Source organism: Streptomyces sp. NPDC085866 (assembly GCF_044541035.1).
Lineage (GTDB): Bacteria > Actinomycetota > Actinomycetes > Streptomycetales > Streptomycetaceae > Streptomyces.
The window spans coordinates 355,229-380,577 of the sequence record NZ_JBITSQ010000010.1 but is presented as its reverse complement, the minus strand read 5'-3'; the positions used below and the strand labels follow the sequence as shown (position 1 = coordinate 380,577).

The 25,349-nt window shown below is 70.2% G+C and carries 27 protein-coding genes, 1 pseudogene and 1 riboswitch; of the genes and pseudogenes, 17 read left to right on the top strand and 11 right to left on the bottom strand.

The window, feature by feature from the left end; translation table 11 throughout:
• Positions 1-123: 123 nt before the first annotated feature.
• The 10 genes and pseudogenes from ACIF83_RS27040 to ACIF83_RS26995 all read left to right on the top strand — a co-directional run bounded on the left by ACIF83_RS27040 (position 124) and on the right by ACIF83_RS26995 (position 7,449).
• Positions 124-696 (top strand): 2-oxo-4-hydroxy-4-carboxy-5-ureidoimidazoline decarboxylase, encoded by a 573-nt coding sequence (locus ACIF83_RS27040; RefSeq protein ID WP_393467912.1) that lies wholly within the window; start codon positions 124-126, stop codon positions 694-696.
• Positions 697-887: 191 nt separating this feature from the next.
• Entirely contained in the window at positions 888-1,268 is a 381-nt protein-coding gene (sdhC, locus tag ACIF83_RS27035; protein ID WP_043406142.1) for a succinate dehydrogenase, cytochrome b556 subunit, read from the top strand.
• A gap of 5 nt (positions 1,269-1,273) precedes the next feature.
• Positions 1,274-1,756 (top strand): succinate dehydrogenase hydrophobic membrane anchor subunit, encoded by a 483-nt coding sequence (locus ACIF83_RS27030; RefSeq protein ID WP_393467908.1) that lies wholly within the window; start codon positions 1,274-1,276, stop codon positions 1,754-1,756.
• Positions 1,757-1,775: 19 nt separating this feature from the next.
• Complete coding sequence (sdhA, locus tag ACIF83_RS27025) at positions 1,776-3,530, top strand: succinate dehydrogenase flavoprotein subunit (RefSeq protein WP_393467905.1); 1,755 nt, start codon at positions 1,776-1,778, stop codon at positions 3,528-3,530.
• Entirely contained in the window at positions 3,530-4,291 is a 762-nt protein-coding gene (locus ACIF83_RS27020; RefSeq protein WP_393467902.1) for a succinate dehydrogenase iron-sulfur subunit, read from the top strand. The genes sdhA and ACIF83_RS27020 overlap by 1 nt, the downstream gene beginning before the upstream one ends.
• A 154-nt stretch (positions 4,292-4,445) precedes the next feature.
• Positions 4,446-5,053 (top strand): annotated as a pseudogene (locus ACIF83_RS27015) (Uma2 family endonuclease).
• A 141-nt stretch (positions 5,054-5,194) separates the two neighbouring features.
• The gene (locus tag ACIF83_RS27010) at positions 5,195-5,605 is read left to right on the top strand and encodes a VOC family protein (RefSeq protein ID WP_393467900.1); all 411 of its coding nucleotides are present in this window, start codon (positions 5,195-5,197) and stop codon (positions 5,603-5,605) included.
• A gap of 108 nt (positions 5,606-5,713) precedes the next feature.
• A complete protein-coding gene (locus ACIF83_RS27005; RefSeq protein ID WP_393467898.1) occupies positions 5,714-6,121 on the top strand; it encodes a hypothetical protein in 408 nt (135 codons plus the stop codon).
• Positions 6,118-6,693, top strand: a complete 576-nt coding sequence (locus ACIF83_RS27000) for a thiol-disulfide oxidoreductase DCC family protein (protein WP_399730695.1) — start codon at positions 6,118-6,120, stop codon at positions 6,691-6,693. Before ACIF83_RS27005 ends, ACIF83_RS27000 begins: the two co-directional genes overlap by 4 nt.
• A gap of 9 nt (positions 6,694-6,702) precedes the next feature.
• A complete protein-coding gene (locus ACIF83_RS26995; protein ID WP_399730693.1) occupies positions 6,703-7,449 on the top strand; it encodes a TetR/AcrR family transcriptional regulator in 747 nt (248 codons plus the stop codon).
• Here the strand turns inward: ACIF83_RS26995 and ACIF83_RS26990 are convergent, their stop codons facing one another.
• The 3 genes from ACIF83_RS26990 to ACIF83_RS26980 all read right to left on the bottom strand — a co-directional run bounded on the left by ACIF83_RS26990 (position 7,450) and on the right by ACIF83_RS26980 (position 10,745).
• The gene (locus ACIF83_RS26990; protein WP_393467894.1) at positions 7,450-8,994 is read right to left on the bottom strand and encodes an ABC transporter substrate-binding protein; all 1,545 of its coding nucleotides are present in this window, start codon (positions 8,992-8,994) and stop codon (positions 7,450-7,452) included.
• 213 nt (positions 8,995-9,207) lie between these two features.
• Complete coding sequence (locus ACIF83_RS26985; RefSeq protein WP_399730689.1) at positions 9,208-10,488, bottom strand: metallophosphoesterase; 1,281 nt, start codon at positions 10,486-10,488, stop codon at positions 9,208-9,210.
• Positions 10,489-10,505: 17 nt separating this feature from the next.
• A complete protein-coding gene (locus ACIF83_RS26980) occupies positions 10,506-10,745 on the bottom strand; it encodes an SCO4848 family membrane protein (RefSeq protein ID WP_190012810.1) in 240 nt (79 codons plus the stop codon).
• Positions 10,746-10,836: 91 nt separating this feature from the next.
• Between ACIF83_RS26980 and ACIF83_RS26975 the strand changes: the two genes are divergently transcribed.
• Positions 10,837-12,072, top strand: a complete 1,236-nt coding sequence (locus ACIF83_RS26975; protein ID WP_399730686.1) for a D-alanyl-D-alanine carboxypeptidase family protein — start codon at positions 10,837-10,839, stop codon at positions 12,070-12,072.
• Here ACIF83_RS26975 and ACIF83_RS26970 read toward each other — a convergent pair.
• The gene (locus ACIF83_RS26970; RefSeq protein WP_393467887.1) at positions 12,020-12,937 is read right to left on the bottom strand and encodes a YihY/virulence factor BrkB family protein; all 918 of its coding nucleotides are present in this window, start codon (positions 12,935-12,937) and stop codon (positions 12,020-12,022) included. The two genes, ACIF83_RS26975 and ACIF83_RS26970, sit on opposite strands and share 53 nt — an antisense overlap.
• Positions 12,938-13,022: 85 nt before the next feature.
• Between ACIF83_RS26970 and ACIF83_RS26965 the strand changes: the two genes are divergently transcribed.
• Entirely contained in the window at positions 13,023-13,778 is a 756-nt protein-coding gene (locus ACIF83_RS26965; RefSeq protein ID WP_399730682.1) for a decaprenylphospho-beta-D-erythro-pentofuranosid-2-ulose 2-reductase, read from the top strand.
• 87 nt (positions 13,779-13,865) lie between these two features.
• Here ACIF83_RS26965 and ACIF83_RS26960 read toward each other — a convergent pair whose 3' ends face one another.
• The 3 genes from ACIF83_RS26960 to ACIF83_RS26950 form a co-directional block, all read right to left on the bottom strand.
• On the bottom strand, positions 13,866-14,447 hold the full coding sequence (locus tag ACIF83_RS26960; protein ID WP_393467882.1) for a 2'-5' RNA ligase family protein: 582 nt from the start codon (positions 14,445-14,447) through the stop codon (positions 13,866-13,868).
• Positions 14,448-14,639: 192 nt separating this feature from the next.
• Positions 14,640-15,665 (bottom strand): tryptophan--tRNA ligase, encoded by a 1,026-nt coding sequence (gene trpS, locus ACIF83_RS26955; RefSeq protein ID WP_393467880.1) that lies wholly within the window; start codon positions 15,663-15,665, stop codon positions 14,640-14,642.
• A 115-nt stretch (positions 15,666-15,780) separates the two neighbouring features.
• Positions 15,781-17,229 carry a glycine hydroxymethyltransferase gene (locus ACIF83_RS26950; RefSeq protein ID WP_393467878.1) on the bottom strand — a complete coding sequence of 483 codons (1,449 nt, stop codon included), beginning with the start codon at positions 17,227-17,229 and terminating at the stop codon, positions 15,781-15,783.
• A 32-nt stretch (positions 17,230-17,261) separates the two neighbouring features.
• A riboswitch (ZMP/ZTP riboswitch) is annotated at positions 17,262-17,353 on the bottom strand.
• Between the two features lie 102 nt (positions 17,354-17,455).
• Here ACIF83_RS26950 and rocD point away from each other — a divergent pair.
• Positions 17,456-18,661 (top strand): ornithine--oxo-acid transaminase, encoded by a 1,206-nt coding sequence (rocD, locus tag ACIF83_RS26945; protein ID WP_399730678.1) that lies wholly within the window; start codon positions 17,456-17,458, stop codon positions 18,659-18,661.
• A 10-nt stretch (positions 18,662-18,671) separates the two neighbouring features.
• Here the strand turns inward: rocD and ACIF83_RS26940 are convergent, their stop codons facing one another.
• The gene (locus ACIF83_RS26940; RefSeq protein WP_393467872.1) at positions 18,672-19,856 is read right to left on the bottom strand and encodes a glutathionylspermidine synthase family protein; all 1,185 of its coding nucleotides are present in this window, start codon (positions 19,854-19,856) and stop codon (positions 18,672-18,674) included.
• Positions 19,857-19,870: 14 nt separating this feature from the next.
• Complete coding sequence (locus ACIF83_RS26935; RefSeq protein ID WP_393467869.1) at positions 19,871-20,224, bottom strand: hypothetical protein; 354 nt, start codon at positions 20,222-20,224, stop codon at positions 19,871-19,873.
• 120 nt (positions 20,225-20,344) lie between these two features.
• Between ACIF83_RS26935 and ACIF83_RS26930 the strand changes: the two genes are divergently transcribed.
• The gene (locus ACIF83_RS26930; protein ID WP_399730735.1) at positions 20,345-21,172 is read left to right on the top strand and encodes a DMT family transporter; all 828 of its coding nucleotides are present in this window, start codon (positions 20,345-20,347) and stop codon (positions 21,170-21,172) included.
• Positions 21,173-21,253: 81 nt separating this feature from the next.
• On the opposite strand, the gene ACIF83_RS26925 is transcribed toward ACIF83_RS26930, so the two are convergent.
• On the bottom strand, positions 21,254-22,642 hold the full coding sequence (locus tag ACIF83_RS26925) for a PLP-dependent aminotransferase family protein (protein WP_393467867.1): 1,389 nt from the start codon (positions 22,640-22,642) through the stop codon (positions 21,254-21,256).
• 47 nt (positions 22,643-22,689) lie between these two features.
• Here ACIF83_RS26925 and ACIF83_RS26920 point away from each other — a divergent pair, with 47 nt between their 5' ends.
• Genes ACIF83_RS26920 through ACIF83_RS26910 form a run of 3 tightly spaced genes read left to right on the top strand, consistent with a single transcriptional unit; the run spans position 22,690 to position 24,376 of the window.
• Positions 22,690-23,190 (top strand): carboxymuconolactone decarboxylase family protein, encoded by a 501-nt coding sequence (locus ACIF83_RS26920; protein ID WP_393467864.1) that lies wholly within the window; start codon positions 22,690-22,692, stop codon positions 23,188-23,190.
• Positions 23,187-23,657 (top strand): carboxymuconolactone decarboxylase family protein, encoded by a 471-nt coding sequence (locus ACIF83_RS26915; RefSeq protein ID WP_399730672.1) that lies wholly within the window; start codon positions 23,187-23,189, stop codon positions 23,655-23,657. The genes ACIF83_RS26920 and ACIF83_RS26915 overlap by 4 nt, the downstream gene beginning before the upstream one ends.
• Complete coding sequence (locus tag ACIF83_RS26910) at positions 23,654-24,376, top strand: isocitrate lyase/phosphoenolpyruvate mutase family protein (RefSeq protein ID WP_393467858.1); 723 nt, start codon at positions 23,654-23,656, stop codon at positions 24,374-24,376. The genes ACIF83_RS26915 and ACIF83_RS26910 overlap by 4 nt, the downstream gene beginning before the upstream one ends.
• Positions 24,377-24,382: 6 nt before the next feature.
• On the opposite strand, the gene ACIF83_RS26905 is transcribed toward ACIF83_RS26910, so the two are convergent.
• A complete protein-coding gene (locus ACIF83_RS26905) occupies positions 24,383-25,348 on the bottom strand; it encodes an ABC transporter substrate-binding protein (RefSeq protein WP_393467856.1) in 966 nt (321 codons plus the stop codon).
• Between the last annotated feature and the right edge of the window lies 1 nt (position 25,349).

The following is a 25,349-nucleotide window of genomic DNA, read 5'->3' as shown; positions in this document are numbered from 1 at the left end:
TCGTCACCGAGGCGTTCTGAAACTCTCCCGTTGGAGTGAAATTCGGGCATCCGTCGGACACACAGTGACCACTCTCGATAACGTGACGACACACCTTTCACGGCATCCCCTGCCACACCACATGTGACACGAGGACCCACGCTGCCTGCGCACCGTCTCCCGTACCTCCCCAAACCGCTGGACGCCTTCAACGCCGCACCCGCCGACGAGGCCCGCGCCCTGCTCCTGCACTGCCTGCGCAGCCTGCACTGGTCCCGCCGCCTGACCGAGCACCGCCCCTACCCCGACCTGGACTCCCTCCTGGCGGCGGCGGACGAGGCGGCGTACGACCTGTCGCCGGGGGATCTGTCGGAGGCCTTGGCGAGCGAATCACTTCCGGAACTTCCGGACAGAACGTACTCGGCGGCGCATACGGCACTCAGCGCGGCACATGCCGCATACGAGGCCCGCTTCGGTCATGTGTTCGTCATCTATCTGGGTGATACGCCACCCGCCGAGACCCTCGACCGCACCCTCGAAGGCATTCGATCACGATTGACAAACGATCCGGAGGAAGAACGGGTACTGGCGGCAGAGGAACTCCGGCGCCTTGCAAGGCAGCGGCTGGAACAACTCCTCAGGGACGCGGGGCTGCATCTACCAGCGGCTCCGCCGCGGGGCGCGGCCAGCCACAACGGCGCCGCACCCGGCAGATAACAGGACACCCCACCCCAGTAGCCGCAACGCAATAGCCCATCCGATGCCAGTTTGATCACACAGGTAGGCCCCCCGTAAGCGGCAGCGCACCGCATGGATACGATGCTGAGGGCCGGTGGACCGTACCCGGCCGGGCCCGACCGACACCGAAGCCGGCGCGGCCCTAGTCCCCGCTCCCGGAGGGTTCTTCCGTGCCGGCTGGAACGCTGTACCGCGGCCGGGAAGGAATGTGGTCCTGGGTGGCTCACCGAGTCACCGGCGTCCTCATCTTCTTCTTCCTGTTCGTTCACGTGCTGGACACCGCACTCGTCCGTGTCTCCCCCGAGGACTACGACAAGGTCGTAGCCACGTACAAGACGCCGATCGTCGCGCTGCTGGAGTACGGCCTCGTCGCCGCCATCCTCTTCCACGCGCTCAACGGCCTGCGCGTCATCGCCGTCGACTTCTGGTCGAAGGGCCCGCGCTACCAGAAGCAGATGCTCTGGACCGTCGTCGGCGTCTGGGTCGTTCTGATGGCCGGGGCGATCTATCCCGTCCTCGGCCACGCCGCTCGTGTTCTGTTCGGGAGCTGACGCCCATGTCCACGACTGAAACCACCGCGTCCGGAGTCGGCCCCGTCGAGGGTGCCCCCGCCTACACGGTCGACAACCCGGCCCCGTTCATCGAGGCGCCGCGCAAGCGGACCAAGAAGACCCCGAAGTCCACGCGGGGCAACTTCGAGATGGCGGCCTGGCTGTTCATGCGCCTGTCCGGCGTCGTGCTGGTCGTCCTCGTCCTCGGCCACCTGCTGATCCAGCTCGTGCTGGACGGCGGCGTCTCCAAGATCGGCTTCGCCTTCGTGGCCGGCCGGTGGGCGTCCCCGTTCTGGCAGGTCTGGGACCTGCTGATGCTCTGGCTCGCCATGCTGCACGGCGCCAACGGCCTGCGCACGGTCATCAACGACTACGCGGAGCGCGCGAACACCCGGCTGTGGCTCAAGGGCCTGCTCTACACCGCCACGGTGTTCACCATCCTGCTGGGCACGCTGGTGATCTTCACCTTCGACCCGAACATCCGCTAGGCACGGGGCTGCGAGAATCATGAAGATCCACAAGTACGACACCGTCATCGTCGGCGCCGGCGGCGCCGGCATGCGCGCGGCCATCGAGTCGACGAAGCGCAGCCGCACCGCGGTCCTGACCAAGCTCTACCCCACCCGCTCCCACACGGGCGCCGCGCAGGGCGGCATGGCCGCCGCGCTGGCCAACGTGGAGGAGGACAACTGGGAGTGGCACACCTTCGACACGGTCAAGGGCGGTGACTACCTGGTCGACCAGGACGCCGCCGAGATCCTGGCGAAGGAGGCCATCGACGCCGTCCTCGACCTGGAGAAGATGGGCCTGCCGTTCAACCGGACGCCCAACGGGACGATCGACCAGCGCCGGTTCGGCGGTCACTCCCGCAACCACGGCGAGGCCCCGGTCCGCCGGTCCTGCTACGCCGCGGACCGCACCGGCCACATGATCCTCCAGACGCTGTACCAGAACTGCGTCAAGGAGGGCGTGGAGTTCTTCAACGAGTTCTACGTCCTGGACCAGCTGATCACCGAGGTCGACGGCGTCAAGAAGTCGGCCGGCGTGGTGGCGTACGAGCTGGCCACCGGTGAGATCCACGTCTTCCAGGCGAAGGCCGTCATCTACGCCTCCGGCGGCACCGGCAAGTTCTTCAAGGTGACGTCGAACGCCCACACGCTGACCGGTGACGGCCAGGCCGCCGTCTACCGCCGCGGTCTGCCGCTGGAGGACATGGAGTTCTTCCAGTTCCACCCGACCGGCATCTGGCGCATGGGCATCCTGCTGACGGAGGGCGCCCGTGGTGAGGGCGGCATCCTCCGCAACAAGGACGGCGAGCGCTTCATGGAGAAGTACGCGCCGGTCATGAAGGACCTCGCGTCCCGTGACGTCGTCTCCCGCTCCATCTACACGGAGATCCGCGAGGGTCGTGGCTGTGGTCCCGAGGGCGACCACGTCTACCTCGACCTCACGCACCTCCCGCCGGAGCAGCTGGACGCCAAGCTCCCGGACATCACGGAGTTCGCGCGCACCTACCTCGGCATCGAGCCCTACACGGACCCGATCCCGATCCAGCCGACCGCGCACTACGCGATGGGCGGCATCCCGACGAACGTCGAGGGTGAGGTCCTGTCGGACAACACCACCGTCGTCCCGGGTCTGTACGCGGCCGGCGAGGTCGCCTGCGTGTCCGTGCACGGCGCCAACCGCCTCGGCACCAACTCGCTGCTGGACATCAACGTGTTCGGCCGCCGTGCGGGCATCGCCGCCGCCGAGTACTCCCACAAGGCCGACTTCGTCGAGCTGCCGGAGAACCCGGAGGCCTTCGTCGTCGAGCAGATCGAGCGGCTGCGCAACTCCACCGGCAACGAGCGGGTCGCCCAGATCCGTCGCGAGCTGCAGGAGACCATGGACGCCAACGTCATGGTGTTCCGCACCGAGCAGACGATCAAGACCGCGGTCGAGAAGATCGCCGAGCTGCGCGAGCGCTACAAGAACGTGGCGATCCAGGACAAGGGCAAGCGGTTCAACACGGACCTGCTGGAGGCCATCGAGCTGGGCAACCTGCTCGAGCTGGCCGAGGTCATGGCGGTGTCGGCCCTGGCCCGCAAGGAGTCCCGCGGCGGTCACTACCGCGAGGACTACCCGAACCGCGACGACGTCAACTTCATGCGCCACACGATGGCGTACCGCGAGGTCGGCGCCGACGGCTCGGAAACCGTCCGTCTCGACTACAAGCCGGTCGTCCAGACCCGCTACCAGCCGATGGAGCGTAAGTACTGATGGCAACTCCTGTTCTGGACAAGGTGGAGGCGGAGGCCGCGGCCTCTCCCTACATCACCGTCACCTTCCGGGTCCGCCGCTTCAACCCGGAGGTCTCGGCCGAGGCGACGTGGGAAGACTTCCAGCTGGAAATCGACCCGAAGGAGCGTGTCCTCGACGGTCTCCACAAGATCAAGTGGGACGTCGACGGCACCCTCACCTTCCGCCGTTCCTGCGCGCACGGCATCTGTGGCTCGGACGCGATGCGGATCAACGGCAAGAACCGCCTTGCCTGCAAGACGCTGATCAAGGACATCAACCCCGAGAAGCCGATCACGGTCGAGCCCATCAAGGGCCTGACGGTCCTGAAGGACCTGGTCGTGGACATGGAGCCGTTCTTCCAGGCGTACCGGGACGTGATGCCCTTCCTGATCACGAAGGACACCAACGAGCCGACGCGTGAGCGTCTGCAGTCCGCCGAGGACCGTGAGCGCTTCGACGACACGACGAAGTGCATCCTCTGCGCCGCCTGCACGTCCTCCTGCCCGGTGTTCTGGAACGACGGCCAGTACTTCGGTCCGGCCGCGATCGTGAACGCCCACCGCTTCATCTTCGACAGCCGTGACGAGGCGGCCGAGCAGCGCCTGGAGATCCTCAACGACCGGGACGGCGTGTGGCGTTGCCGCACGACCTTCAACTGCACGGACGCCTGCCCGCGCGGTATCGAGGTCACGAAGGCGATCGCCGAGGTGAAGAAGGCACTGATCACGCGCCGCTTCTGACGTCGGCATCCGTACGCCAGAGGGCCCCGTCTCCGCTGGAGACGGGGCCCTCTGGCGTGCGGAAACACGATCGGGTGGACATGATCGCGCAGGACGCACGGGCATGGTCCGCCCTACGATGATGGCCTCGACACCAGCCCACGGGAGGCACGTGATGTCCGCTGCAGCTGTCGAGCGGCCCTCTGGAGACCGTCCGCTGATCGCGGAAGCCAACCGGATCATGGAGCGCTTCCCGGGCTACCGCGTCGAGATCATCGGCGGCCAGATCCTCGTGTCCCCGCCCCCGGGCGGCGCCCACGCCCGCGCCTGACGAAGCTGATGCGTCCCTTCATTGTTGCTGGGCCGGCCGACGGCGGAACCGAGGTCCTCCAGGGCATCGGCCTGTGGCTCCCCGCCGGGGGCGAGGATTACGCGATTCCGGACCTCGTCGTCGTGGACGCCGACTTCGAGGAACACTTCGTCGAGAACAACTGCTACGACCCCGTCTGCTTCCGCCTGGTCCTGGAGGTCACCTCCAGCAACTACCGGACCGACCTGCGCACCAAGGTCGCCGCGTACGCCGAGGCGAAGGTCCCGGTCTACGTCGTCGTCGACCGCAAGCACCAGCGCCTCCACGTCCTCACAGACCCCGCCGGGGACAAGTACGAGAACCACCGCCCCCACGCCCCCGGCGAGATGGTCACCCTCCCCGACTCCCTCGGCGCCAAGGTCACCCTGGACGTCGCCGAGATCCTCGAAGCGGGCCGCCCTCGCCGCCCGTGAGCCCCCTGGGGCTCTCCACGTCTCCCGGGCCGGGACGCGAGCAGATCGTCACCCCGGCCAGGCTCTTCCCGAGGAGCCCCGCCGAATCCGCTTCGGTGGGGCTCCTCGCATCTTGTCCGGTTCAGCCCTTAATCTGACGACATGTCAGACGAAGAGTCGTACGAACTGCTCGGGTTCGACAACGTACTGCTGCCCGTCGGGGACCTCGGTGAGGCCGTCGGGTTCTACGAGCGGGCCGGGTTCGCCGTCGGGTTCCGGTTCGACGAGGCCGGGATCGCGCTGCTGAAGGTCGGCGGTGAGACGCCCGGGATTCTGCTGCGCGTCGAGGACGGACTGGGACACCGGCCGCCGCTCTGGCCCTCGCCGCGCCTGTGGCTGGAGGTGCCGGACGCGCGGGCCGCGGCGCGGGAGCTGGCCGCCGCCGGAATCCCGGCGCTGGACGAGGTGTTCCCGGTGGCCACCGGCTGGACCGTAGAGATCGCCGACCCCTGGGGAAACGTCCTCGGCTTCACCGACTACACCAAGCGGCGGACCCTGGGGCGCAGGGGCTGAGACGAGGGTCTCCCACCGACCCCCACCCATTGAGTTGAACATGTTCAAAAGCAGGTCTACAGTCATGCCTGTCAGCGTTTTGAACGCGTTCAAGAAGGGGTGGGGCGCATGGACCGCATCGTCATCGCCTATGTCATCTACCTGGTCGTCAGCATCTCGCTGACCGTTTGGGTGGCCCGCACGCTCAGCCACAACGGCCGGGTCTTCCTCGCCGACGTGCTGCACGGCAACGAGAAGCTGGCCGACGCCGTCAACCACCTCCTGGTGGTCGGCTTCTACCTCGTCAACCTCGGCTTCGTGGCCCTGTTCCTGACCGACAACAGCGACGTCAGCGACACCCGGGCCATCTTCGAGGTGCTGTCGGTGAAGCTCGGCGTGGTGCTGCTGGTGCTCGGCGCGATGCACCTGGGCAACGTGTACGTGCTCAACAAGATCCGGCGGCGCGGGATCATGGAGCGCGAGCAGCAGCCTCCGGTGAACCCGCAGGGCTGGATGCCGCCGACGGTCGGGGCGTGACGGCCGTGACCGCCACGGACGGCCGGGGCGCCACGGGCGTCCCGGTCCGCCGTCTCACCGTCCTGTACGACGCCGAGTGCACCCTCTGCACCCACCTGCGCGACTGGCTGGTACGGCAGCCGCAGCTGGTGCCGCTCGAGCTGGTGCCGGCCGGATCCGCCGAGGCCCGCAGGCGCTACCCGGGTCTCGACCACGCCGCCACCCTCGACGAGGTCACCGTGATCGGCGACTCCGGCCAGGTCTACCAGGCCTCCCGGGCCTGGATCGTCGTCCTGTGGGCCCTGCGTGAACACCGCCCGCTCGCCCACAAGCTGAGCACCCCGGCGGGCGCCAAGCTGGCCCGGGGCGCGGTGCTGGCGGCCGCGAAGTGGCGGGGTGCGCTGTGGGGCGGCGCGCAGCGAGGCGGTGCGCAGTGGGGCGGGCAGTCCTACCGGCGTGCGGACATCAATAGGGGCGGCGCGCAGCGCCTCGTTGAGGGGCGGCGGTCGGGCGGCGGGTGGGAGTACCACCCGGGCACGGGCTGGAGTTACAACCCGCCGTCCTGTTCAGACGGTGCCTGCCCGACTGGTTAGGCTCGTCCCGTGCCCGCGAAGAACGACGGCCCCGAGGCCGGCTCCCCGACCAAGTCCGAGCAGACCCGCGCCCTGATCCTGGAGACCGCCATGCGGATGTTCCAGGAGCGGGGCTACGACAAGACGACCATGCGGGCCATCGCCAAGGAGGCCGGGGTCTCCGTAGGCAACGCCTACTACTACTTCGCGGGCAAGGAGCACCTGATCCAGGGCTTCTACGACCGGATCGCCACCGAGCACCAGGTGGCGGTCCGGGAGGTCCTGGACCGGGAGACCGACCTGGAGGCGCGGCTCGCGGGCGTGCTGACCGCATGGCTGGACATCGCCAAGCCGTACCACGAGTTCGCGGTGCAGTTCTTCAAGAACGCCGCCGACCCCGACAGCCCGCTCAGCCCCTTCTCACCGGAGAGCGAGCACGCCCGCGAGCAGGCCATCAGCGTCCACCGCGAGGTGCTGGCCGGCTCCAAGTCCAAGGTCGCGCCCGAACTCCGGGACGTGCTCCCGGAGTTGATGTGGCTCTCCCAGATGGGCCTCGTCCTGTACTGGGTGTTCGACCGCACCGAGGGACGTGAGCGCAGCTACCGGCTGGCGCGCCGGGGCGCACGGCTGACCGCCCGCGGGGTCGCCCTGGCCCGCTTCCGGGTGCTGCGTCCCCTGGTGCTCGAAGTCCACGAACTGTTCACGGACTTCCTGCCGGGGATGACGAAGACACTGCCGGACCCGGGGGCCAGGGCACGCCGCGACGAGACGGACTGATCAGATCCACTGCAGACGCCACAGGCGGAAGACGCCCGTGCCGTCCGTGAGGTACTGGCCGCCGCCGACGTCCTCGGTGCTGACCACGTACTCCTTGCGCTGCCACAGCGGGATCAGCGGCACGTCGGTCGCCACGTCCGCCTGGATGTCACGGAAGTCGTTCGCGGCCCGCGTGCGGTCGGGGTACTGCTGGCTGTCCAGGATGAGGTGGTCGACGACCTTGTTGCTGTAGCCGGTGGCCATGGTGGAGCCGGTGGCGACGAGCGGGGAGCCGAAGGTGTCCGGGTCGGGGTAGTCGGCCACCCAGCCGACCGCCCACGCGTCCATCTTCCCGGCGGCCCAGCGCTTCTGGAAGTCGGTCCACTCGTAGCCCTGGACGTCCACCTTGAACAGGCCGCCCGCCTCCAGCTGCTTCTTCAGCTCCGCGGCCTCCTCCTCGCCCGCACCCCGGTTCTTGCCGTAGCCGAAGGTGAAGTGCACCGGCAGGGTCACCCCGGCCTGGGTGAGCAGCTGCCGCGCCTTCTGGGTGCTCTGCGTCGGGTAGTCGTCGAAGAAGGACGTGGTGTGGCCGGTGATGCCGGTCGGGATCAGCGAGTACAGCGGGTCGACCGTGCCCTCGTACACCTTGGCGGCCAGCCGCTCGCGGTTGACCAGCCAGGCCAGGGCGCGGCGCACGCGCGCGTCGTGCAGCGGCGAGCCGGCGCGGGTGTTGAGGTAGAGGTTGCGGGTCTCGGCGCTGTCGGACTCCGTGACGCGGTTGTTCGGGTCGCTCGGGTTCAGCCGGGACAGCACGCTCGGCGGCAGCGTCCGGGTGGCGACGTCGACCTGCTTGTCCTGCCAGGCGCTGTTGAGCTGGTCGGAGTCGGTGTAGTAGCGCAGCTCGACCGGGCGGCCGGTGCCGCTCAGGTAGCCGTTGTAGTTCCCGTACGGGTCGAGGTCGGCCTTCTTGTCCTTCGTGTACGAGGTCAGCGTGTACGGGCCGGTGCCGTCGACGCCGTCGTCCTTGCGCAGGGCGGTGGCCGGGTACTTGTCCTTGTCGACGATGGAACCGGCGCCCGTGGCGACCTTCAGCGGGAAGGTGGCGTCCGGGGACGACAGATGGAAGGTGACCGTCGTCGCGCTGTCGGCGGTCACCGAGCCGAGCGTGGAGAACAGCGACGCCGGTCCGACGGGGGCGTCGATCTTCTTGACCCGCTCGAAGGAGTACCGGACGTCCTCGGCGGTCATCTTGCGCCCGCTCGGGAACGTGATGTCGTCACGCAGCCTGCACTGGTACGTCTTCAGCCCGCTGCCCACGAAGCCACAGCTCTTCGCGGCGTCCGGGACCGGCTCGACACCGCCCGGCTCGAAGGTGAGCAGCGTCTGGAAGACGTTGCTGAACAGGGCCCAGGAACCGGCGTCGTACGCGCCCGCTGGGTCCAGCGAAGTGACGGCGTCGGTCGTACCGACCCTGATCGTCTTGTTCTTGTCCGTTTGCGACGGCAGCAACTGCCAGCCGCCGATTCCCACGACGGCGAGTACGAGCAGCGTCACGAGAATGCGCATGCGAACTGATCGCATGGTGGTGCCCTCCCCAGGCCCTCCAGGGCCCTACCCCTGGCCAGCACAATTTCGCCACTCCCCTAAGCGGCGCGGCTCACCTAATCACAGGACTTTCACCTGGGGGAAGGGCTTTCTGACCAGATGTGGAAGAACTTACCGAGACGTTGTTTCCGCCGGGTTTCACAGCGTCTTCACAGGGGTGGGGGGGAGTTTTGGTCACGCTCGCGTCGCGGCGAGTTCGATCACTGTCACGTCCGACGGTGCCCCCACGCGCGTGGGCGGACCCCACGCGCCCGCACCCCTGCTGACGTACAGCTGTGTGTCGCCGTACCGATCGAGACCGGCCACGGTCGGGTTGGCCGCGGCAGCGATGAGGTTGCCGGGCCAGAGCTGGCCGCCGTGGGTGTGGCCGGAGAGCTGGAGGTCGACGTCGTACCGGACGGCCTCGTGGATCTGCACCGGCTGGTGCGCGAGGAGCACGCAGGCGCGTGCCGGGTCCCGGTCCCCGAGCGCCTTCTGGAAGTCCGGGCCCCGGCCCTCGCTCTCGCCCTGGAGGTCGTTCACGCCGGCCAGGTCGAAGTACGGCAGCTCGGTGCGGGCGTTCTCCAGCGGGTGCAGGCCGAGCGTGCGCACCTCGGCGACCCACTGTTCGGCGCCGGAGAAGTACTCGTGGTTGCCGGTGACGAAGAACGCGCCGTGCCGGGCGCTGAGCCGGGCGAGGGGCGCGGCGGCCGGGCCGAGGTCCTTGACGCTGCCGTCCACCAGATCGCCGACGACCGCGATCAGGTCGGGCTGGGTGGCGTTGACGGTGTCGACGACCCGCTGCGCGAAGCCGCGGCCGAGGACGGGACCGAGGTGGATGTCGCTGACGACGGCGATCCGGAAGCCGTGTGCGGCGCGCGGCAGTTTGGCGAGCGGGACGGTGACCCGCTTCACCCGCGGCCCGCGCAGGACGCCGTAGGTGCCGTAGCCGACGGTCCCCACGGCTGCGGCGGCTGCGGCTCCGCCGATGACGCGGGAGACGACCAGGCGACGGGTGGGGGCGGGGTTCTGGGCGGTGGGTTCCGGAGTCGGCTCCGGTGCCATGGTGGGCGTACCAAGGGGCTCCGCCTCCTGGACCGCCGCCCCGTGCACAACCGCCACCCGACTCTGTCGGCTGGGCAGCGGGCGCACGGACTGCCGGTCCAGGACGCGTCCCAGCAGCGGTCGCACCGCCTCTCCCGCCGCCACGGCCAGCAGCAGGTAGAGCGCCAGCGCCATCCACAGGAAGCCGGGCCAGGCGAGGGTGCGCTGGAGCCAGAAGGGAGCGCCGGAGCGTTCGGCGACCAGGGCCGCGGTCATCAGGAGCGGGCCGGCGACGAAGAGCGCCGTGCCGGCGCGGCGGGCGAGGCCCGGGCCGCGGGTCGTGTCGCGGACCAGGCGACGCCACACGTACCAGTGCCCCAGCACCAGGACGGTCAGGACGACCAGCGCGACAAGGGCGAAGACGATGACCACGCTGCCGAGTTCCCCCGCTATGACGTCCGGCGCAGTGCGCGCAGTCCGCGCAACCCGATGACCCCGATGACCGTCCCCAATACGAAGGAGACGACCGCCAGCAGCAGGTGCACCCAGAAGTACGCGGTCGGGTGACCGTCGTCGAAGGCGAGACCGCTGCCGTCCTTGACCAGGTTCTTGACGAAAGTGACCCAGATGACCCAGCTCCACACCCCGAAGGCGAGCAGGAACCAGGAGACCGGGCGGCTGAGCTTCATGACATCAGTATCGCCTTTCGATGTCCGGTTCCGTGTCCGGGGTGGGGTGCGCGGCGGGACTTCGCGGCCCGTGCCAGGTACGTTCAGGGCCGTGCCCGCACCGAAGAAGACCGTCAGGCGATCCCTGCTGGTCACCACCGCCACGCTGCTCTCCCTGTCCGTCGCCGCGCCCGCCGCGCTCGCGGCCCCCACCCCGTCGACGAGCCCGACGGCCACTCCCCCGGCGCGGATGTCACAGGTCGGCGGAGCCCGGCTCGGGCTGCCCGGGACACAGGTGAACCTCGCCGCCGGCGTGCCCGTGCTCCCCAAGGACCTCACCGCCCGCTCCTGGATCGTCTCCGACGCCGAGTCCGGCGATGTCCTCGCCGCGCACAACGCGCACTGGCGGCTGCCCCCGGCAAGCACCCTGAAGATGCTGTTCGCCGACACCGTGCTGCCGAGGTTCCCGAAGACGACCGAGCACAAGGTAGTGCCGAACGACCTGGCCGGCATGGGCATCGGCTCCAGCGTGGTCGGGATAAAGGAGGGCCGCACCTACACCGTCCACGACCTGTGGCTCGGCGTCTTCCTGCGCTCGGGCAACGACGCCGTGCACGTGCTGTCCGCGATGAACGGCGGCATCGCACAGACCGTCAAGGACATGCAGGACCACGCCGACGAGCTGCAGGCGCTCGACACGCACGTGGTCAGCCCGGACGGCTACGACGAGCCGGAGCAGTTGTCGTCGGCGTACGACCTGACGCTCTTCGCCCGCTCCGGGCTGCAGAAGAAGGACTTCCGCGACTACTGCTCGACGGTGCGGGCGAAGTTCGGGTCCGGCGAGATCCAGAACACCAACCGGCTGCTGAGCGGCGACACCGACGTGCCCGTGTACCAGGGCATCGCCGGGGTGAAGAACGGCAACACCACCAACGCCGGCGCCACCTTCACCGGTGTCGCCGAGCGGAACGGCAAGGTGTTGCTGGTCACGGTGATGAACCCGGAGAAGCACGAGCACAACGAGGTCTACAAGGAGACGGCGAAGCTGTTCGACTGGGGCTTCAATGCGGCCGGCAAGGTCAGCCCGGTGGGCGAGCTGGTCCCGCCGAAGAGCGCCGCGCAGGCCACCCCGAGCCCCGGCGCCACCGCCTCCGCCGGGGCGGCGGGGACGACGGGCGGGTCCGGCTCGAAGCCGGTGGTGAGCGCCACCACCGCGGGCGGCTCCAGCGGCATCGGGATCGCCCTGGCCGTCGCCGGCGGGCTGCTGGTGCTGCTCGGCGGCGGGGCGTTCCTGGTCAACCGCCGTTGGCCGCTGCCGGACCTGATGCGCCGTCGGACGCGGGACTGACGTCCTCCGCCCCGGTCTCCTCGCTCTGCGTCGCCGTCCAGGCGGCGCAGAACAGGAGGAGTTTCGCGGTGAAGTTGATCCACAGCAGCAGCGCCACGGGGACGCCGAACGCGCCGTACATGCTCTTCGCGGCGACTCCCTGGATGTAGCCGCTGAGCAGCACCTTCAGCAGTTCGAAGCCGACCGCGCCGAGGAGCGCGGCCTCCAGCAGGCGGCGGCGCGGCGGTTCGACGCCGGGCAGCAGGGTCAGGACGTAGAGCAGGAGCAGGAAGTCGGCGAGTACGGCGACGGTGAACGCGGCGATCCGCAGCAGGACGGCGCCCCAGCCCGCCCGCTCGATGCCGAGGTGGTCGATGGCCCAGCCCACCAGCGCGGAGGCGATGGTGGAGATGGCGAGCGTGGCGAGGAGGGCTCCGCCGAGGCCGACCAGAATGCCCGCGTCCTTGACCTTGGCCAGGACCGGGTTCCCTGTTCTGTCGGGCAGTTCCCACACCACGCGCAGACACTCGCGCATCTGGCCGACCCAGCCCATGCCGATGAACAGCAGCACGGCACCGGCGATGACTCCGACCGTACCGGCGTTCTGCACCAGGGAGTTGATGTCCAGCTGGTCGGCGATGCCGGGCACCTGGTCGGCGATCTTGTTCTGGAGGTTCTTCTGCTGCGACTGGCTGAGCGTGGCGGCGGCGATGGCGGCGATCAGCGTCAGCAGCGGGAACAGCGCGACGAAGCTGATGAAGGTCATCGCGGCGGCCAGCCGTGTCCACTTCACCTGGTCCAGCCGCTCGTACGCCTGCCACGCGTGCGTCGTCATCAGCCAGGTGACGATCGGCCCGATCCCGGGGAGCTTCTTCAGCCAGTCCATGATCGGACTGTGCCCGCTCCGAGTGGACGTCAACACCGCGTTTCTTCACCAGAACGGACATATGAGGGCGATACGGTCGGCTGTCATGAAGGACGCCACCGCTCTGCCCCAGTCCCTGCTCATCCTCGGCGGCACGTCCGAGATCGCGCTGGCCACCGCCCGTCGGCTGATCGCCCGCCGCACCCGCACCGTCTGGCTGGCCGGCCGCCCCTCGCCCGCGCTGGACCAGGCGGCCGAGCAGCTGCGTGCCCTGGGCGCCGATGTCCGCACCGTCGCCTTCGACGCCCTCGACCCCGAGTCCCACGAGGCGGCCCTCGGCAAGGTCTTCGCCGAGGGCGGCATCGACCTGGTGCTGCTCGCGTTCGGCATCCTGGGCGACCAGGCCCACGACGAGCGCGAGCCCCTGCGCGCGGTCCGGGTCGCCCAGACCAACTACACCGGAGCCGTGTCGGCCGGCCTGGTCGCGGCCCGCGCCCTCCAGACCCAGGGCCACGGCTCCCTGGTGGTCCTCTCCTCCGCCGCCGGCGAACGGGCCCGCCGCGCCGACTTCATCTACGGCTCCAGCAAGGCCGGCCTCGACGCCTTCGCCCAGGGCCTCGGCGACGCGCTGTACGGCACCGGCGTGCACGTCATGGTCGTACGCCCCGGATTCGTCCGTACCCGCATGACGGCGGACCTGCCCGCGGCTCCGCTCGCCACCACCCCCGAGGCCGTCGCCACGGCCGTCGAACTGGGCCTGCGCCGCGGCTCGGAGACGGTGTGGGTGCCGGGCGCGCTCCGGCTGGTAATGACGGCTCTGCGGCACACTCCGCGGGCGTTGTTCCGACGGCTGGCGATCTAGCGCCCTGGTCCCGCGCCCCAAAGGGGCGCGGGGAACTGCGCGACCAGCCACAACGATGCCGCAGACGAGTGACGGCGCATCGCGGCACTACCCGCGGAGCGCCCCGCGCTCGACGTCCGCGTGGCCTCCCTGCGGGGGCACCACGGATCCACCGAACGTGTACTCCCGCAGCTTGCGCCACACGTCGTCGGCGCCCTGCTCGTACAGCGCGAACCCGGTGCACGGCCACTCGGCCTCGAAGCCGGCCAGCTCGGCGAAGGCGCGGTCCATCGCGGCCTCGTCGATGCCGTGCGCGACCGTGACATGCGGGTGGTACGGGAACTGCAGCTCGCGCGCCACCGGACCCGAGGCGTCCCGCACCCGCTGCTGCAGCCAGGCGCAGGCCTCGGCACCCTGCACGACACGCACATAGACGACCGGCGACAGGGGCCGGAAGGTGCCGGTCCCGCACAGCCGCATCGGGAACGGCCGGCCGGCCGCCGCGACCTGCGTGAGGTGCGCCTCGACCGCCGTCAGGTCGGTCGCGTCCACCTCGGTCGGCGGCAGCAGGGTGACATGCGTGGGGATGCCGTGAGCCGCGGCGTCGCCGAAGCCCGCACGCAGCTGCTGGAGCAGGCTGCCGTGAGGCTCCGGGACCGCGATCGACACGCCGATCGTTACGGTCCCCACGTCGTCTCCTGTCGTCGCGTGATGCATTACGGCCGTCTTCGTCACCGTCTTCGTCGCGTCTTCGTCCGGGCCGTCGGCTATCGACTGTACGGCCACGGATGTCCTGTGGGCAGGCGCAGTGGAAGTGATGTGCAGCGCTCTGCCCGGTCGGACGTGTGTACGGTCGTGCGCCTCAGCGCCGGTTCGTGCTTCTCAGTGCTTCGCAGGCAGGAAACCCACCCGGTCGTACGCCTGCGCAAGCGTCTCCGCGGCCACGGCACGCGCCTTCTCCGCGCCCTTGGCGAGGATCGAGTCGAGCGTCTCGGAGTCGTCCAGGTACTGCTGGGTGCGCTCCCGGAACGGCGTCACGAAGTCGACCATGACCTCGGCGAGGTCCGTCTTGAGCGCGCCGTACATCTTGCCCTCGTAGTCCTGCTCCAGCTCGGCGATCGACTTGCCGGTGAGCGTGGAGTAGATGGTGAGGAGGTTCGACACGCCCGGCTTGCTCTCCGCGTCGTAGCGGATCACGGTGTCGGTGTCGGTGACGGCGCTCTTGACCTTCTTGGCCGTCGCCTTCGGCTCGTCGAGCAGGTTGATCAGGCCCTTCGGCGTGGACGCCGACTTGCTCATCTTGATCGACGGGTCCTGAAGGTCGTAGATCTTCGCCGTCTCCTTGAGGATGTACGGCGACGGGATCGTGAACGTGTCGCCGAACCGGCCGTTGAAACGCTCGGCGAGGTCGCGGGTCAGCTCGATGTGCTGGCGCTGGTCCTCGCCCACCGGCACCTCGTTGGCCTGGTACAGGAGGATGTCCGCGACCTGCAGGATCGGGTACGTGAACAGGCCGACGGAGGCCCGCTCGGCGCCCTGCTTGGCGGACTTGTCCTTGAACTGGGTCATCCGGCTGGCCTCGCCGAAGCCGGTGAGGCAGTTCATGATCCAGGCGAGCTGGGCGTGCTCGGGCACGTGGCTCTGCACGAAGAGGGTGCAGCGGTCGGGGTCGAGACCGGCGGCCAGCAGCTGGGCCGCGGCCAGGCGGGTGTTGGCGCGCAGGTCCTTCGGGTCCTGCGGGACCGTGATCGCGTGCAGGTCGACGACCATGTAGAAGGCGTCGTGGGACTCCTGCAGGGCCACCCACTGACGGACGGCGCCGAGGTAGTTGCCGAGGTGGAACGAGCCGGCGGTGGGCTGGATGCCGGAGAGCACGCGGGGTCGGTCAGCAGAGGCCATGTTGCCCATTCTCTCATCGGCTGAGGGCGGCATCGGCCCGAGGTGGGAGGTGCTTTCGGGGCGCGGGGGACTGCGGGCCGTCCGTGGTTGCGCGCGCAGTTCCCCGCGCCCCTTACGGGGCGCTTCAGCCCAGGTCGACTTCCGGGTACAGCGGGAAGCCCGCCACCAGGTCCGTCGCCCGCTGGGCGATCTCGTCCGCGATCTTCGGGTCCAGGACGTGGGCGGCCTTGGACGGGGCCCCCGACTTGGTGGTGCCCTGCTCCGTCGTCGTCAGGACTCGGTCGATCAGGCCCGCCACCTCGTCCATCTCCGCCGTGCCGAGGCCCCGGGTGGTCAGGGCGGGGGTGCCGATGCGGATGCCGGAGGTGTACCAGGCGCCGTTCGGGTCGGCCGGGATGGCGTTGCGGTTGGTGACGATGCCGGAGTCGAGGAGGGCCGCCTCGGCCTGGCGGCCGGTGAGGCCGTAGGAGGTGGCCACGTCGATCAGGTTGAGGTGGTTGTCCGTGCCGCCGGTGACCAGGGTGGCGCCACGCTTCATCAGGCCCTCGGCGAGGGCGCGCGAGTTGTCGACGATGCGCTGGGCGTAGTCCTGGAAGGAGGGCTGACGGGCCTCGGCGAAGGCGACGGCCTTCGCGGCCATGACGTGCGGGAGCGGGCCGCCGAGCACCATCGGGCAGCCGCGGTCGACCTGGTCCTTCAGGGAGTCGTCGCACAGGACCATGCCGCCGCGCGGGCCGCGCAGGGACTTGTGGGTGGTCGTGGTGACGATCTGGGCGTGCGGGACCGGGTCGAAGTCGCCGGTCAGGACCTTGCCGGCGACCAGACCCGCGAAGTGGGCCATGTCGACCATCAGGGTCGCGCCGACCTCGTCGGCGATCTCGCGCATGACGCGGAAGTTCACCAGACGGGGGTACGCCGAGTAGCCGGCGACGATGATCAGCGGCTTGAACTCGCGGGCCTGGGCGCGCAGCGCCTCGTAGTCGATCAGGCCCGTGGCCGGGTCGGTGCCGTAGGAGCGCTGGTCGAACATCTTGCCCGAGATGTTCGGGCGGAAGCCGTGGGTGAGATGGCCGCCGGCGTCCAGGGACATGCCGAGCATGCGCTGGTTGCCGAAGGCCTGGCGGAGCTCGGCCCAGTCGGCCTCGGAGAGGTCGTTGACCTGACGGACGCCGGTCTTCTCCAGGAACGGGACCTCCACGCGGTCCGCGAGCACGGCCCAGAAGGCGACGAGGTTGGCGTCGATGCCGGAGTGCGGCTGGACGTAGGCGTGCCGGGCGCCGAAGAGCGCCTTGGCGTGCTCGGCGGCCAGGGACTCCACCGTGTCGACGTTGCGGCAGCCGGCGTAGAAGCGGCGGCCGATGGTGCCCTCGGCGTACTTGTCGCTGAACCAGTTGCCCATCGCCAGCAGGGTGGCCGGCGAGGCGTAGTTCTCGGAGGCGATCAGCTTCAGCATCTCGCGCTGGTCGGTCACCTCCTGGCCGATGGCGTCGGCGACCCGCGGCTCGACGGCACGGATCACGTCGAGGGCGGCACGGAAGGCGATGGACTCGGTCGACAGGGGCTGCTCTGGCATGGGGACCTCCGGACGGCGTGCGTACAGCGTTCACGTTCGGCCCAGGCGCACGGCACTCTTTTCCCGCTCGGGCCGCTCCCCGATGGTCGGTCCCATCCCTAGCGCGCCAGTCACGGCCCGCTGATCAGCCTACCGGGCGCGTCGGATCGTGCAGTTCCCGCGTCCACCATGCGAGCGAGGATAAGAAAGGGGATGCATCCCGACTCTCTGGCCCTCTGGAGTTCCCGTGAACGCTACGGAGACGCTCATCGCCGCCGCCGACGCCCACAGCGCGCACAACTACCACCCGCTGCCGGTGGTCGTGGCCACCGCGGAGGGGGCCTGGATGACGGATATCGAGGGGCGGCGCTACCTCGACCTGCTGGCCGGGTACTCGGCGCTGAACTTCGGGCACGGCCACCCGCGGCTGGTGGAGGCGGCCAAGGCGCAGCTGGAGCGGGTGACGCTGACGTCGCGGGCGTTCCACCACGACCGGTTCGCCGCGTTCTGCGAGCAGCTGGCCCATCTGTGCGGCATGGAGATGGTGCTGCCGATGAACACCGGCGTCGAGGCGGTGGAGACCGCGGTGAAGACCGCCCGGAAGTGGGGGTACCGGATCAAGGGGGTGCCCGCCGAGATGGCGAAGATCGTGGTCGCGAGCGGCAACTTCCACGGCCGTACGACGACGGTCATCAGCTTCTCCACCGACCCCGAGGCGCGGGCGGACTTCGGGCCGTACACGCCGGGCTTCCAGATCGTGCCGTACGGCGACCTGACCGCGATGCGGGCGGCGCTCACCGAGAACACGGTCGCGGTACTGCTCGAACCGATCCAGGGCGAGTCGGGGGTGATCGTCCCGCCGGCCGGTTATCTGCCGGCGGTCCGGGAGCTGACCCGGCAGCGGGACGTGCTGTTCGTCGCGGACGAGATCCAGTCGGGGCTGGGCCGGACCGGGCGGACGTTCGCATGCGAGCACGAGGGGGTCGTACCGGATGTGTACGTGCTGGGGAAGGCGCTCGGCGGCGGGATCCTGCCGGTGTCGGCGGTGGTGTCGAGCAGCGAGGTGCTCGGGGTGTTCCGGCCGGGTGAGCACGGGTCGACGTTCGGCGGGAACCCGCTGGCCTGCGCGGTGGCGCTGGAGGTGATCGCGATGCTGCGGACGGGCGAGTACCAGGCGCGGTCCGCCGAGCTCGGCGAGCATCTGCACCGGGAGCTTGGCGCCCTGCTCGGCACCGGCAGGGTGACGGCGGTGCGTGGGCGCGGGCTGTGGGCCGGGGTCGACATCGCGCCGAGGGTCGGAACGGGCCGGCAGGTGTCCGAGCGGCTGATGGACCGGGGTGTCCTGGTGAAGGACACCCACGGTGCGACGATCCGGATCGCGCCGCCGTTGGTGATCAGCAAGGAGGACCTGGACTGGGGGCTCGAACAGCTACGGGCGGTGCTGGCCGGCTAGACGACAGGGCCTACAGGATCACGTGCGGCAGGAAGCGGGCGTACTCGTCGGTGATCAGGCCCGAGGACTCGCGCAGGCCGAGGCCGGCCGGCTCGTCGCGGACGACCCAGGCGCCGAGGACGAGGTGGTTGCCGTCGAAGGCGGGCAGCGGGGCGAGCTGCTGGTAGCAGCAGGGCTCGTCCCGGGCGACGGCCGGGGCGCCGGGCTCGTGGACGGTCACGCCCGCGCCCTCGCGGCCGAGCAGCGGCTTGGCGACATAGCCCGTCGACCCGGCGAGCTCGCGCGGGCCGTCCAGGTAGGCGGGCAGCAGATTCGGGTGGCCGGGGTACAGCTCCCAGAGGATCGCCAGCAGGGCCTTGTTGCTCAGGAGCATCTTCCAGGCGGGTTCGATCCACAGGGTGCTGCCGGTGCCGCCGCCGTTGTCCAGGGTGTCGAGGACGTGCCCTGCGAAGGCGTCGGTGGTGAGCCACTCCCACGGATAGAGCTTGAAGATGCTGCGGATGAAGCGGAGCCCGTTGTCCACGAAGCGGCCGGAGAGGGTGTCCCAGCCGATCTCCTCCATGGAGATCCAGTCGGTGGCGAGGCCGGCCTGTTCGGCGGTCTCCTTCAGGTAGGCGACCGTCATCAGGTCCTCGCCGAGTTCGTCGGCGGAGGAGTGCGCGAAGTGCAGGGGGCTGCCCGGCGGGAGCAGCGCGGCCTGCTTGCGCCAGGCGTCGACCAGGCGCTCGTGCAGGGAGTTCCACTGGTCGGCGCCGGGGAAGCGTTCCTCCATCCAGAACCACTGGGGGGAGGCGGCCTCGACCAGGGAGGTCGGGGTGTCGGCGTTGTACTCGAGGAGCTTCGCCGGGCCGGTGCCGTCGTAGCGGAGGTCGAAGCGGCCGTAGACGGAGGGGAGTTCGGCGCGGCGCCGCCAGGCCTCGGTGACGGCCTCGGCGACGCGCGGGTCGGTGATACCGAGGTCGGCGAGGCGGCCCTCGGCCACGATGTGCCCGGCGGCCGCGAGGCACATGCGGTGCAGTTCCTCGACGGTCTCCTCCAGCGCCTCGACCTCGTCCAGGGTGAAGACGTAGTAGGCGCTCTCGTCCCAGTAGGGGCGCAGCGAGCCGTCGGGGTGGCGGGTCAGGGGGTAGACGAGACCCTGCTCCTCGACGGTCTGCTGCCAGCCGGGGCGGGGGGTGGTCGTACGGCGTTCCATGCGGCGTTTCCTCGTCAGCCGCCGGAGCTGCCGTGGCCGCCGCCGAAGCCGCCGCGGTGCACGCCGCCGTACGAGCCGCCCGAGCTGGAATGCGAGCCGGAGCCCTTGCTCGGCTTGGTGAAGGAGCCGCCGTTCACCCAGGAGCCCTTCTTCTTGCCGCCGTAGTACCAGGCGCCGTTGACGAAGGCCTTGGTGGACTTGCAGTTCTTGTCGGAGACGATCTTGTAGCCCTTGGCCAGCCGGTAGCTGTCGCGGTCGACGCAGCGCTTGTCCGGGGCGGAGGAGCAGGCGGTCAGGGCCGTGGCGAGCAGGCCCATGCCGCCGAGGAGGACGGTTCCCGAGCGAAGGCGTCGGCGTGCGGTGTCCATGCTGGTGTCTCCCCCGTCGGCTGGCCTGTTTTCGGCGGTCAGCCTAGAGACTGGTGAGAGTGGGCAGGAAGGCGGGTTGCCGCTTCGCCCCTCGCCTAGAGTCGCTTCGTGCTCTTTGGAATGGTGTGTGCCCTGGCAGCCGCGGTCTGCTTCGGTACGGCGACGGTGTTGCAGGCGGTCGCCGCGAGGCAGGCCGGTACGGGCGGGGGCGGCGAGGCGGCACTGCTGCTGCGGGCGCTCAGGCAGTGGCGGTACTTGGCCGGTCTCGCGCTGGACGGTCTCGGCTTCCTCTTCCAGATCGCCGCGCTGCGCTCGATTCCGATCTACGCGGTCAGCGCGGCACTGGCGTCGAGTCTGGCGGTGACCGCGGTGGTCGCGGCGCGGCTGCTGCGGGTGCGGCTGAGCGGCACGGAGTGGGGCGCGGTGGGCGTGGTCTGCCTCGGGCTCGCGATCCTGGGGCTGGCGTCCGGCCCGGAGGGGGACCAGCAGGGGTCGGACACCCTGAAGTGGGCCATGCTCGCGACGGCCGTCGGCATGCTGGTGCTCGCGCTGCTGGGCGGGCGGCTGACCGGGCGCATGCGGGCGCTGGTACTGGGCCTGGGGGCGGGTTTCGGATTCGGGGTCGTGGAGGTTTCGGTCCGCCTGATCGACTCGCTGCGGCCGGCCGACCTGCTCACCAACCCGGCGGCCTACGCCCTCCTGATCGGCGGCGGCGCCGCCTTCATGCTGCTGACCTCCGCCCTGCAGCGCGGCTCGGTGACGACGGCGACGGCCGGCATGGTCATCGGCGAGACGATCGGCCCGGCGGCCATCGGCGTGATCTGGCTCGGCGACCGCACCAGGGAGGGCCTGACCTGGCTGGCGGCGCTCGGGTTCGCGGTGGCGGTGGCGGGGGCGCTGGCCTTGGCCCGGTTCGGTGAGGCGCCTGTGACGGCCGAGGAAACCTGACGCCGTCTCTTCACATCCGCCGCGACGGCGAGCGACCACCGCGGCGCTGTCCGGCGGTGCCTGACCCGGCGCGGCCGCTCTTCACGGCAACACCCTGCACAACGCCTCCAACGCTCCCGCCCACGCGCTGTCCGGCGGCGTCCCGTACCCCACCACCAGCGCGTCCAGCGGCTCGGCGACCGCCTGCTCGTGCCGGTGGAAGGCGAGCCCGTGCAGGGCCAGACCCTGCCAGGTCGCCGCCTGGATCACCGACTGCTCGGTGCCGGGCGGCAGCCGCAGCACGGCGTGCAGGCCGGCCGCGATCCCGGTGACCCGGACTTCGGGTGCGCGGTCGGCGACGGCGGCGGCGAGGGCGTCGCGGCGGCGCCGGTAGCGCAGACGGGCGGAGCGGACATGGCGGTCGTAGGCGCCCGAGGTGAGGAATTCGGCCAGCGTCAACTGGTCCAGCACTCCGCAGGTGTCGACAAGGCCCTTGGCCGCAGCCGCCCCCTCCACCAGGGACGGCGGCAGCGCCATCCAGCCGAGGCGCAGGCCGGGGGCGAGGGACTTGCTGGCGGTGCCGAGGTAGACGACCCGGTCGGGGTCGAGGCCCTGGAGGGCGCCGACGGGCTGGCGGTCGTAGCGGAACTCGCCGTCGTAGTCGTCCTCCAGGACCAGCCCGCCGGTCCGCCGCGCCCACTCCACGACGGCGGTCCGCCGGTCGGGGTGCAGGGGCATGCCCATCGGGAACTGGTGGGCGGGGGTGACGAGTACCGCACCCTCGTCGCTCAACGCGCCCGTGTCGGTGCCCAGTTCGTCGTAGGGCAGTGCGGGTGTCGCGAGTCCCGCGCCCCTCAGCAGCCCCCAGTGGACGTCGAGCCCGTACGACTCCACCGCGACGGTCCGCACCCCGCGCGCCCGCAGCAGCGCCCCGAGGATGCGCAGGGCGTGCGAGAAGCCCGCGGTGATCACGATCGTGTCCGGGTCGGTGCGGACGCCGCGGGCGCGGGCGAGGTAGCCGGCGAGGGCGGTGCGCAGTTCGGGGCGGCCGCGCGGGTCGCCGTAGCCGAGGGCGTCGAAGGGCGCGGTGGCCAGCGCGCGGCGGGCGGCCTTGAGCCACTCGGTGCGCGGGAAGGCGGCGAGGTCGGGGGTGCCGGGGACGAGGCTGTAGGCGGGACGGCCGGGTTCGCGGCGCCGGGGTGCGGTGTCGGCCGGCGGGACGACGATGCGCTCCGCCACCCGGGTCCCGGAGCCCTGGCGGGCGGTGAGCCAGCCCTCGGCGACCAGGTCGGCGTAGGCCTCGGCGACGGTGTTGCGGGCGATGTCCAGGTCGGCGGCGAGGCTGCGGGAGGACGGCAGCCGGGTGCCGGGGGCGAGGCGGCCGGTGCGGACGGCGTCCCGCAGCGCGTCGGTCAGACCGCGGCGCAGCCCGCTGGAACCGGCCGGTTCCAGGTGCAGGTCGACCCCCAGAGTGGCCCATGAATTCGCCATGGAAATGGACCATACCCCTGGGCATCCCCGCTCCTAGGGTCGAAGCCATGAGCACTGCAGAGGAAACCGTCGAGTACGCCACCGAACAGGCCCCACGGCTCAGCTGGGCCGAGCACGCGCCCGAGGTCTACAAGGCGATGATCCGCCTGGACACGGCCGCGAAGCAGGGCCTCGACCCGGCGCTGTACGAGCTGGTGAAGATCCGCGCCTCGCAGCTCAACCACTGCGCGTTCTGCCTCGACATGCACACCAAGGACGCTCTCGCCGCCGGCGAGAGCGTGGAGCGGATCGTGCAGCTCAGCGCGTGGGAGGAGTCGCGGCACTTCTACACCGAGAAGGAGCTGGCGGCACTGGAGCTGACCGAGGCGGTCACCGTCCTGACCGACGGCTTCGTGCCGGACGAGGTGTACGACCGGGTGGCCGCGCACTTCGAGGAGGCGGAGCTGGCCCGGCTGATCGCCGCGATCACGGTGATCAACGCGTGGAACCGGTTCGGCGTGACCACCCGGATGACCCCGGGCCACTACCGGCCGGGGCAGTACAGGTGAGCCGTACCCAGCTGCTGGACCGGGAGGTCGGCCTGGCCATGTCGGCGCTGAGCGCGGCCGCGAAGAAGGGGCTCGGCGATCCGGTCCTCGCCGAGCTGGTCATGATCCGCGCCTCGCAGCTCAACCACTGCGCGTTCTGCCTCGACATGCACCTCCGGGTGGCCCGGAAGAACGGCGAGTCGGAGGACCGCGTCCAGCTGCTGGACGCCTGGGAGGAGGCCGAGGACCAGTACAGCGAGCGGGAGCGGGCCGCGCTGGCACTGACCGAGGCGGTCACCGTTCTGACTGGGGGCACCTCCCGGACGATGTCTGGGGGAGGCTTCGTGCCGGACGAGGTGTACGACACCGCCGCCAAGCACTTCGGTGAGGCCGAACTCGCCCATCTCATCGGCCTGATCACCGTCATCAACGGCTGGAACCGTCTCATGGTCAGCCGCCGTGTTCCGCCAGGGGGTTACCAGCCATGAGCAAGGTGGACGTGTTCCGCACCCTGCACCGCAAGCGCGCCCAGGGCGATCCGCTGGTCCTGCCCGGCCCCTGGGACGCGGCGAGCGCCCGGGTGTGTGCCGAGGCCGGGTTCCCGGCGCTGGCCACGCCGAGCGCGGGGGTGGCCGCCTCCCTCGGCCATGCGGACGGGGCGACCCCGGCCGACGAGATGTTCGCGGCGGTGGCCCGGATCGTGCGGGCGGTGGACGTGCCGGTCTCGGCGGACGTCGAGGGTGGGTACGGGCTCGCGCCGAAGGAGCTGGTCGAGCGGCTGCTGGAGGCGGGCGTCGTGGGGTGCAACCTCGAGGACTCCAACGGGGGTGTCCTCAAGGACCCGCACGAGCACGCCGAGTACCTCGCCGAGGTCCGCTCGGCCGCCGCCGACCGGCTTTTCGTCAACGCCCGCGTCGACACCTTCCTGCACGGCGACGGGGATCCCGAACGGGCCATCGAGCGGGCCGCGTCCTACGTGGCCGCGGGCGCGGACTGCGTGTATCCGATCCTCGCTCCGGTGGACGTGCTGCCCCTGCTGCGGGCCGGGATCCAGGGCCCGCTCAACATGGTGGCCCGGCTGGACGGCGAGGGCCCCTCGCCCGCCGTGCTCGGCGAACTCGGGGCCACCCGCGTCACGTTCGGGCCGGGCCTCCAGCGGCGCGCCGCCCTGGCGCTCCGCGAGATCGTCGGCGGCCTGGCGAAGTAGGGCGGTTCAGGGCAGCCACTTCTTCCACACGGAGGGGTGGCTGTCCACCCACTTCTTCGCCGCCTCCTCGGGCGAGAGCTTCTGGTCGGCGATCATCAGGGAGACCTCGTTCTGGTCCTCGGTCGTCCACCGGAACTTCTTCAGGAAGGCCGCCGCCTCGCCGCCGGACCTGGCGAAGTCCGCGTTGAGGTACTTCTGCAGGGGGGTGTGCGGGTAGGCGCAGGCGACCTTGGCCGCGTCCGCGTCACAGCCCTCCTTGTACGGCGGCAGCTTCACCTCGGTCATGGGGACCTTCTTGAACAGCCACTGGGGTGTGTACCAGTAGGTCAGGAAGGGCTTCTTCTCCTTGGCGAACTGCTTCATCTGGGTGATCTGGGCCGCCTCGGAACCGGCGAAGACGACCTGGTAGTCCAGCTTCAGGTTGTTCACCAGGGCCTTGTCATTGGTGACGTAGGACGGGGAGCCGTCCATCAGCTGGCCCTTGCCGCCGCTCTCCGCGGTGCGGAAGAGCGGGGCGTACTTGTCGAGGTTCTTCCAGTCGGTGATGTCCGGGTGCTGCTCGGCCAGGTACGTCGGGACGAACCAGCCGATGTGCCCGGTCACCCCGAGGTCGCCGCCGCGGGCGATCGTCTTCTTGTCGGTGACGTACCGCTTCTCCTGGTCCGGGTGGCCCCAGTCCTCCAGGATGGCGTCGACCCGGCCCTGGCTGAGCGCGTCCCACGCGGGCACCTCGTCCACCTGGACGGTGTCGACGCGGTAGCCCAGCTTGTGTTCGAGGAGGTACTGGGCGACGGCCACGTTGGACTGCGCACCCACCCAGGACTGCACGGACAGGGTGACCGTCTTCGCGCCCCGGGCGTTCGCGAACGGGGACGCCTGCTTGGTCATGTCGGCGGCGCCGCAGCCGGTGGTCAGTCCGAGGACGGCGACAGCGACAGGGATGCCGACGGGGACAGTCGTACGGAATCGCATG

Excerpts from the sequence above, each read along its gene's own strand:
- ACIF83_RS27020 (WP_393467902.1), top strand. The coding sequence starts at position 3,530 with ATGGCAACTCCTGTTCTGGACAAGGTGGAGGCGGAGGCCGCGGCCTCT.
- ACIF83_RS27030 (WP_393467908.1), top strand. The coding sequence starts at position 1,274 with ATGTCCACGACTGAAACCACCGCGTCCGGAGTCGGCCCCGTCGAGGGT.
- ACIF83_RS26935 (WP_393467869.1), bottom strand. The coding sequence starts at position 20,224 with ATGGACACCGCACGCCGACGCCTTCGCTCGGGAACCGTCCTCCTCGGC.
- ACIF83_RS26965 (WP_399730682.1), top strand. The coding sequence starts at position 13,023 with ATGAAGGACGCCACCGCTCTGCCCCAGTCCCTGCTCATCCTCGGCGGC.
- ACIF83_RS26930 (WP_399730735.1), top strand. The coding sequence starts at position 20,345 with ATGGTGTGTGCCCTGGCAGCCGCGGTCTGCTTCGGTACGGCGACGGTG.
- trpS (WP_393467880.1), bottom strand. The coding sequence starts at position 15,665 with ATGGGCAACATGGCCTCTGCTGACCGACCCCGCGTGCTCTCCGGCATC.
- ACIF83_RS26925 (WP_393467867.1), bottom strand. The coding sequence starts at position 22,642 with ATGGCGAATTCATGGGCCACTCTGGGGGTCGACCTGCACCTGGAACCG.
- ACIF83_RS26990 (WP_393467894.1), bottom strand. The coding sequence starts at position 8,994 with ATGCGCATTCTCGTGACGCTGCTCGTACTCGCCGTCGTGGGAATCGGC.
- ACIF83_RS27010 (WP_393467900.1), top strand. The coding sequence starts at position 5,195 with ATGTCAGACGAAGAGTCGTACGAACTGCTCGGGTTCGACAACGTACTG.
- sdhA (WP_393467905.1), top strand. The coding sequence starts at position 1,776 with ATGAAGATCCACAAGTACGACACCGTCATCGTCGGCGCCGGCGGCGCC.
- ACIF83_RS26950 (WP_393467878.1), bottom strand. The coding sequence starts at position 17,229 with ATGCCAGAGCAGCCCCTGTCGACCGAGTCCATCGCCTTCCGTGCCGCC.
- ACIF83_RS26905 (WP_393467856.1), bottom strand. The coding sequence starts at position 25,348 with ATGCGATTCCGTACGACTGTCCCCGTCGGCATCCCTGTCGCTGTCGCC.
- ACIF83_RS26910 (WP_393467858.1), top strand. The coding sequence starts at position 23,654 with ATGAGCAAGGTGGACGTGTTCCGCACCCTGCACCGCAAGCGCGCCCAG.
- ACIF83_RS26940 (WP_393467872.1), bottom strand. The coding sequence starts at position 19,856 with ATGGAACGCCGTACGACCACCCCCCGCCCCGGCTGGCAGCAGACCGTC.
- ACIF83_RS26980 (WP_190012810.1), bottom strand. The coding sequence starts at position 10,745 with ATGAAGCTCAGCCGCCCGGTCTCCTGGTTCCTGCTCGCCTTCGGGGTG.
- ACIF83_RS27005 (WP_393467898.1), top strand. The coding sequence starts at position 5,714 with ATGGACCGCATCGTCATCGCCTATGTCATCTACCTGGTCGTCAGCATC.
- ACIF83_RS26920 (WP_393467864.1), top strand. The coding sequence starts at position 22,690 with ATGAGCACTGCAGAGGAAACCGTCGAGTACGCCACCGAACAGGCCCCA.
- ACIF83_RS26970 (WP_393467887.1), bottom strand. The coding sequence starts at position 12,937 with ATGGACTGGCTGAAGAAGCTCCCCGGGATCGGGCCGATCGTCACCTGG.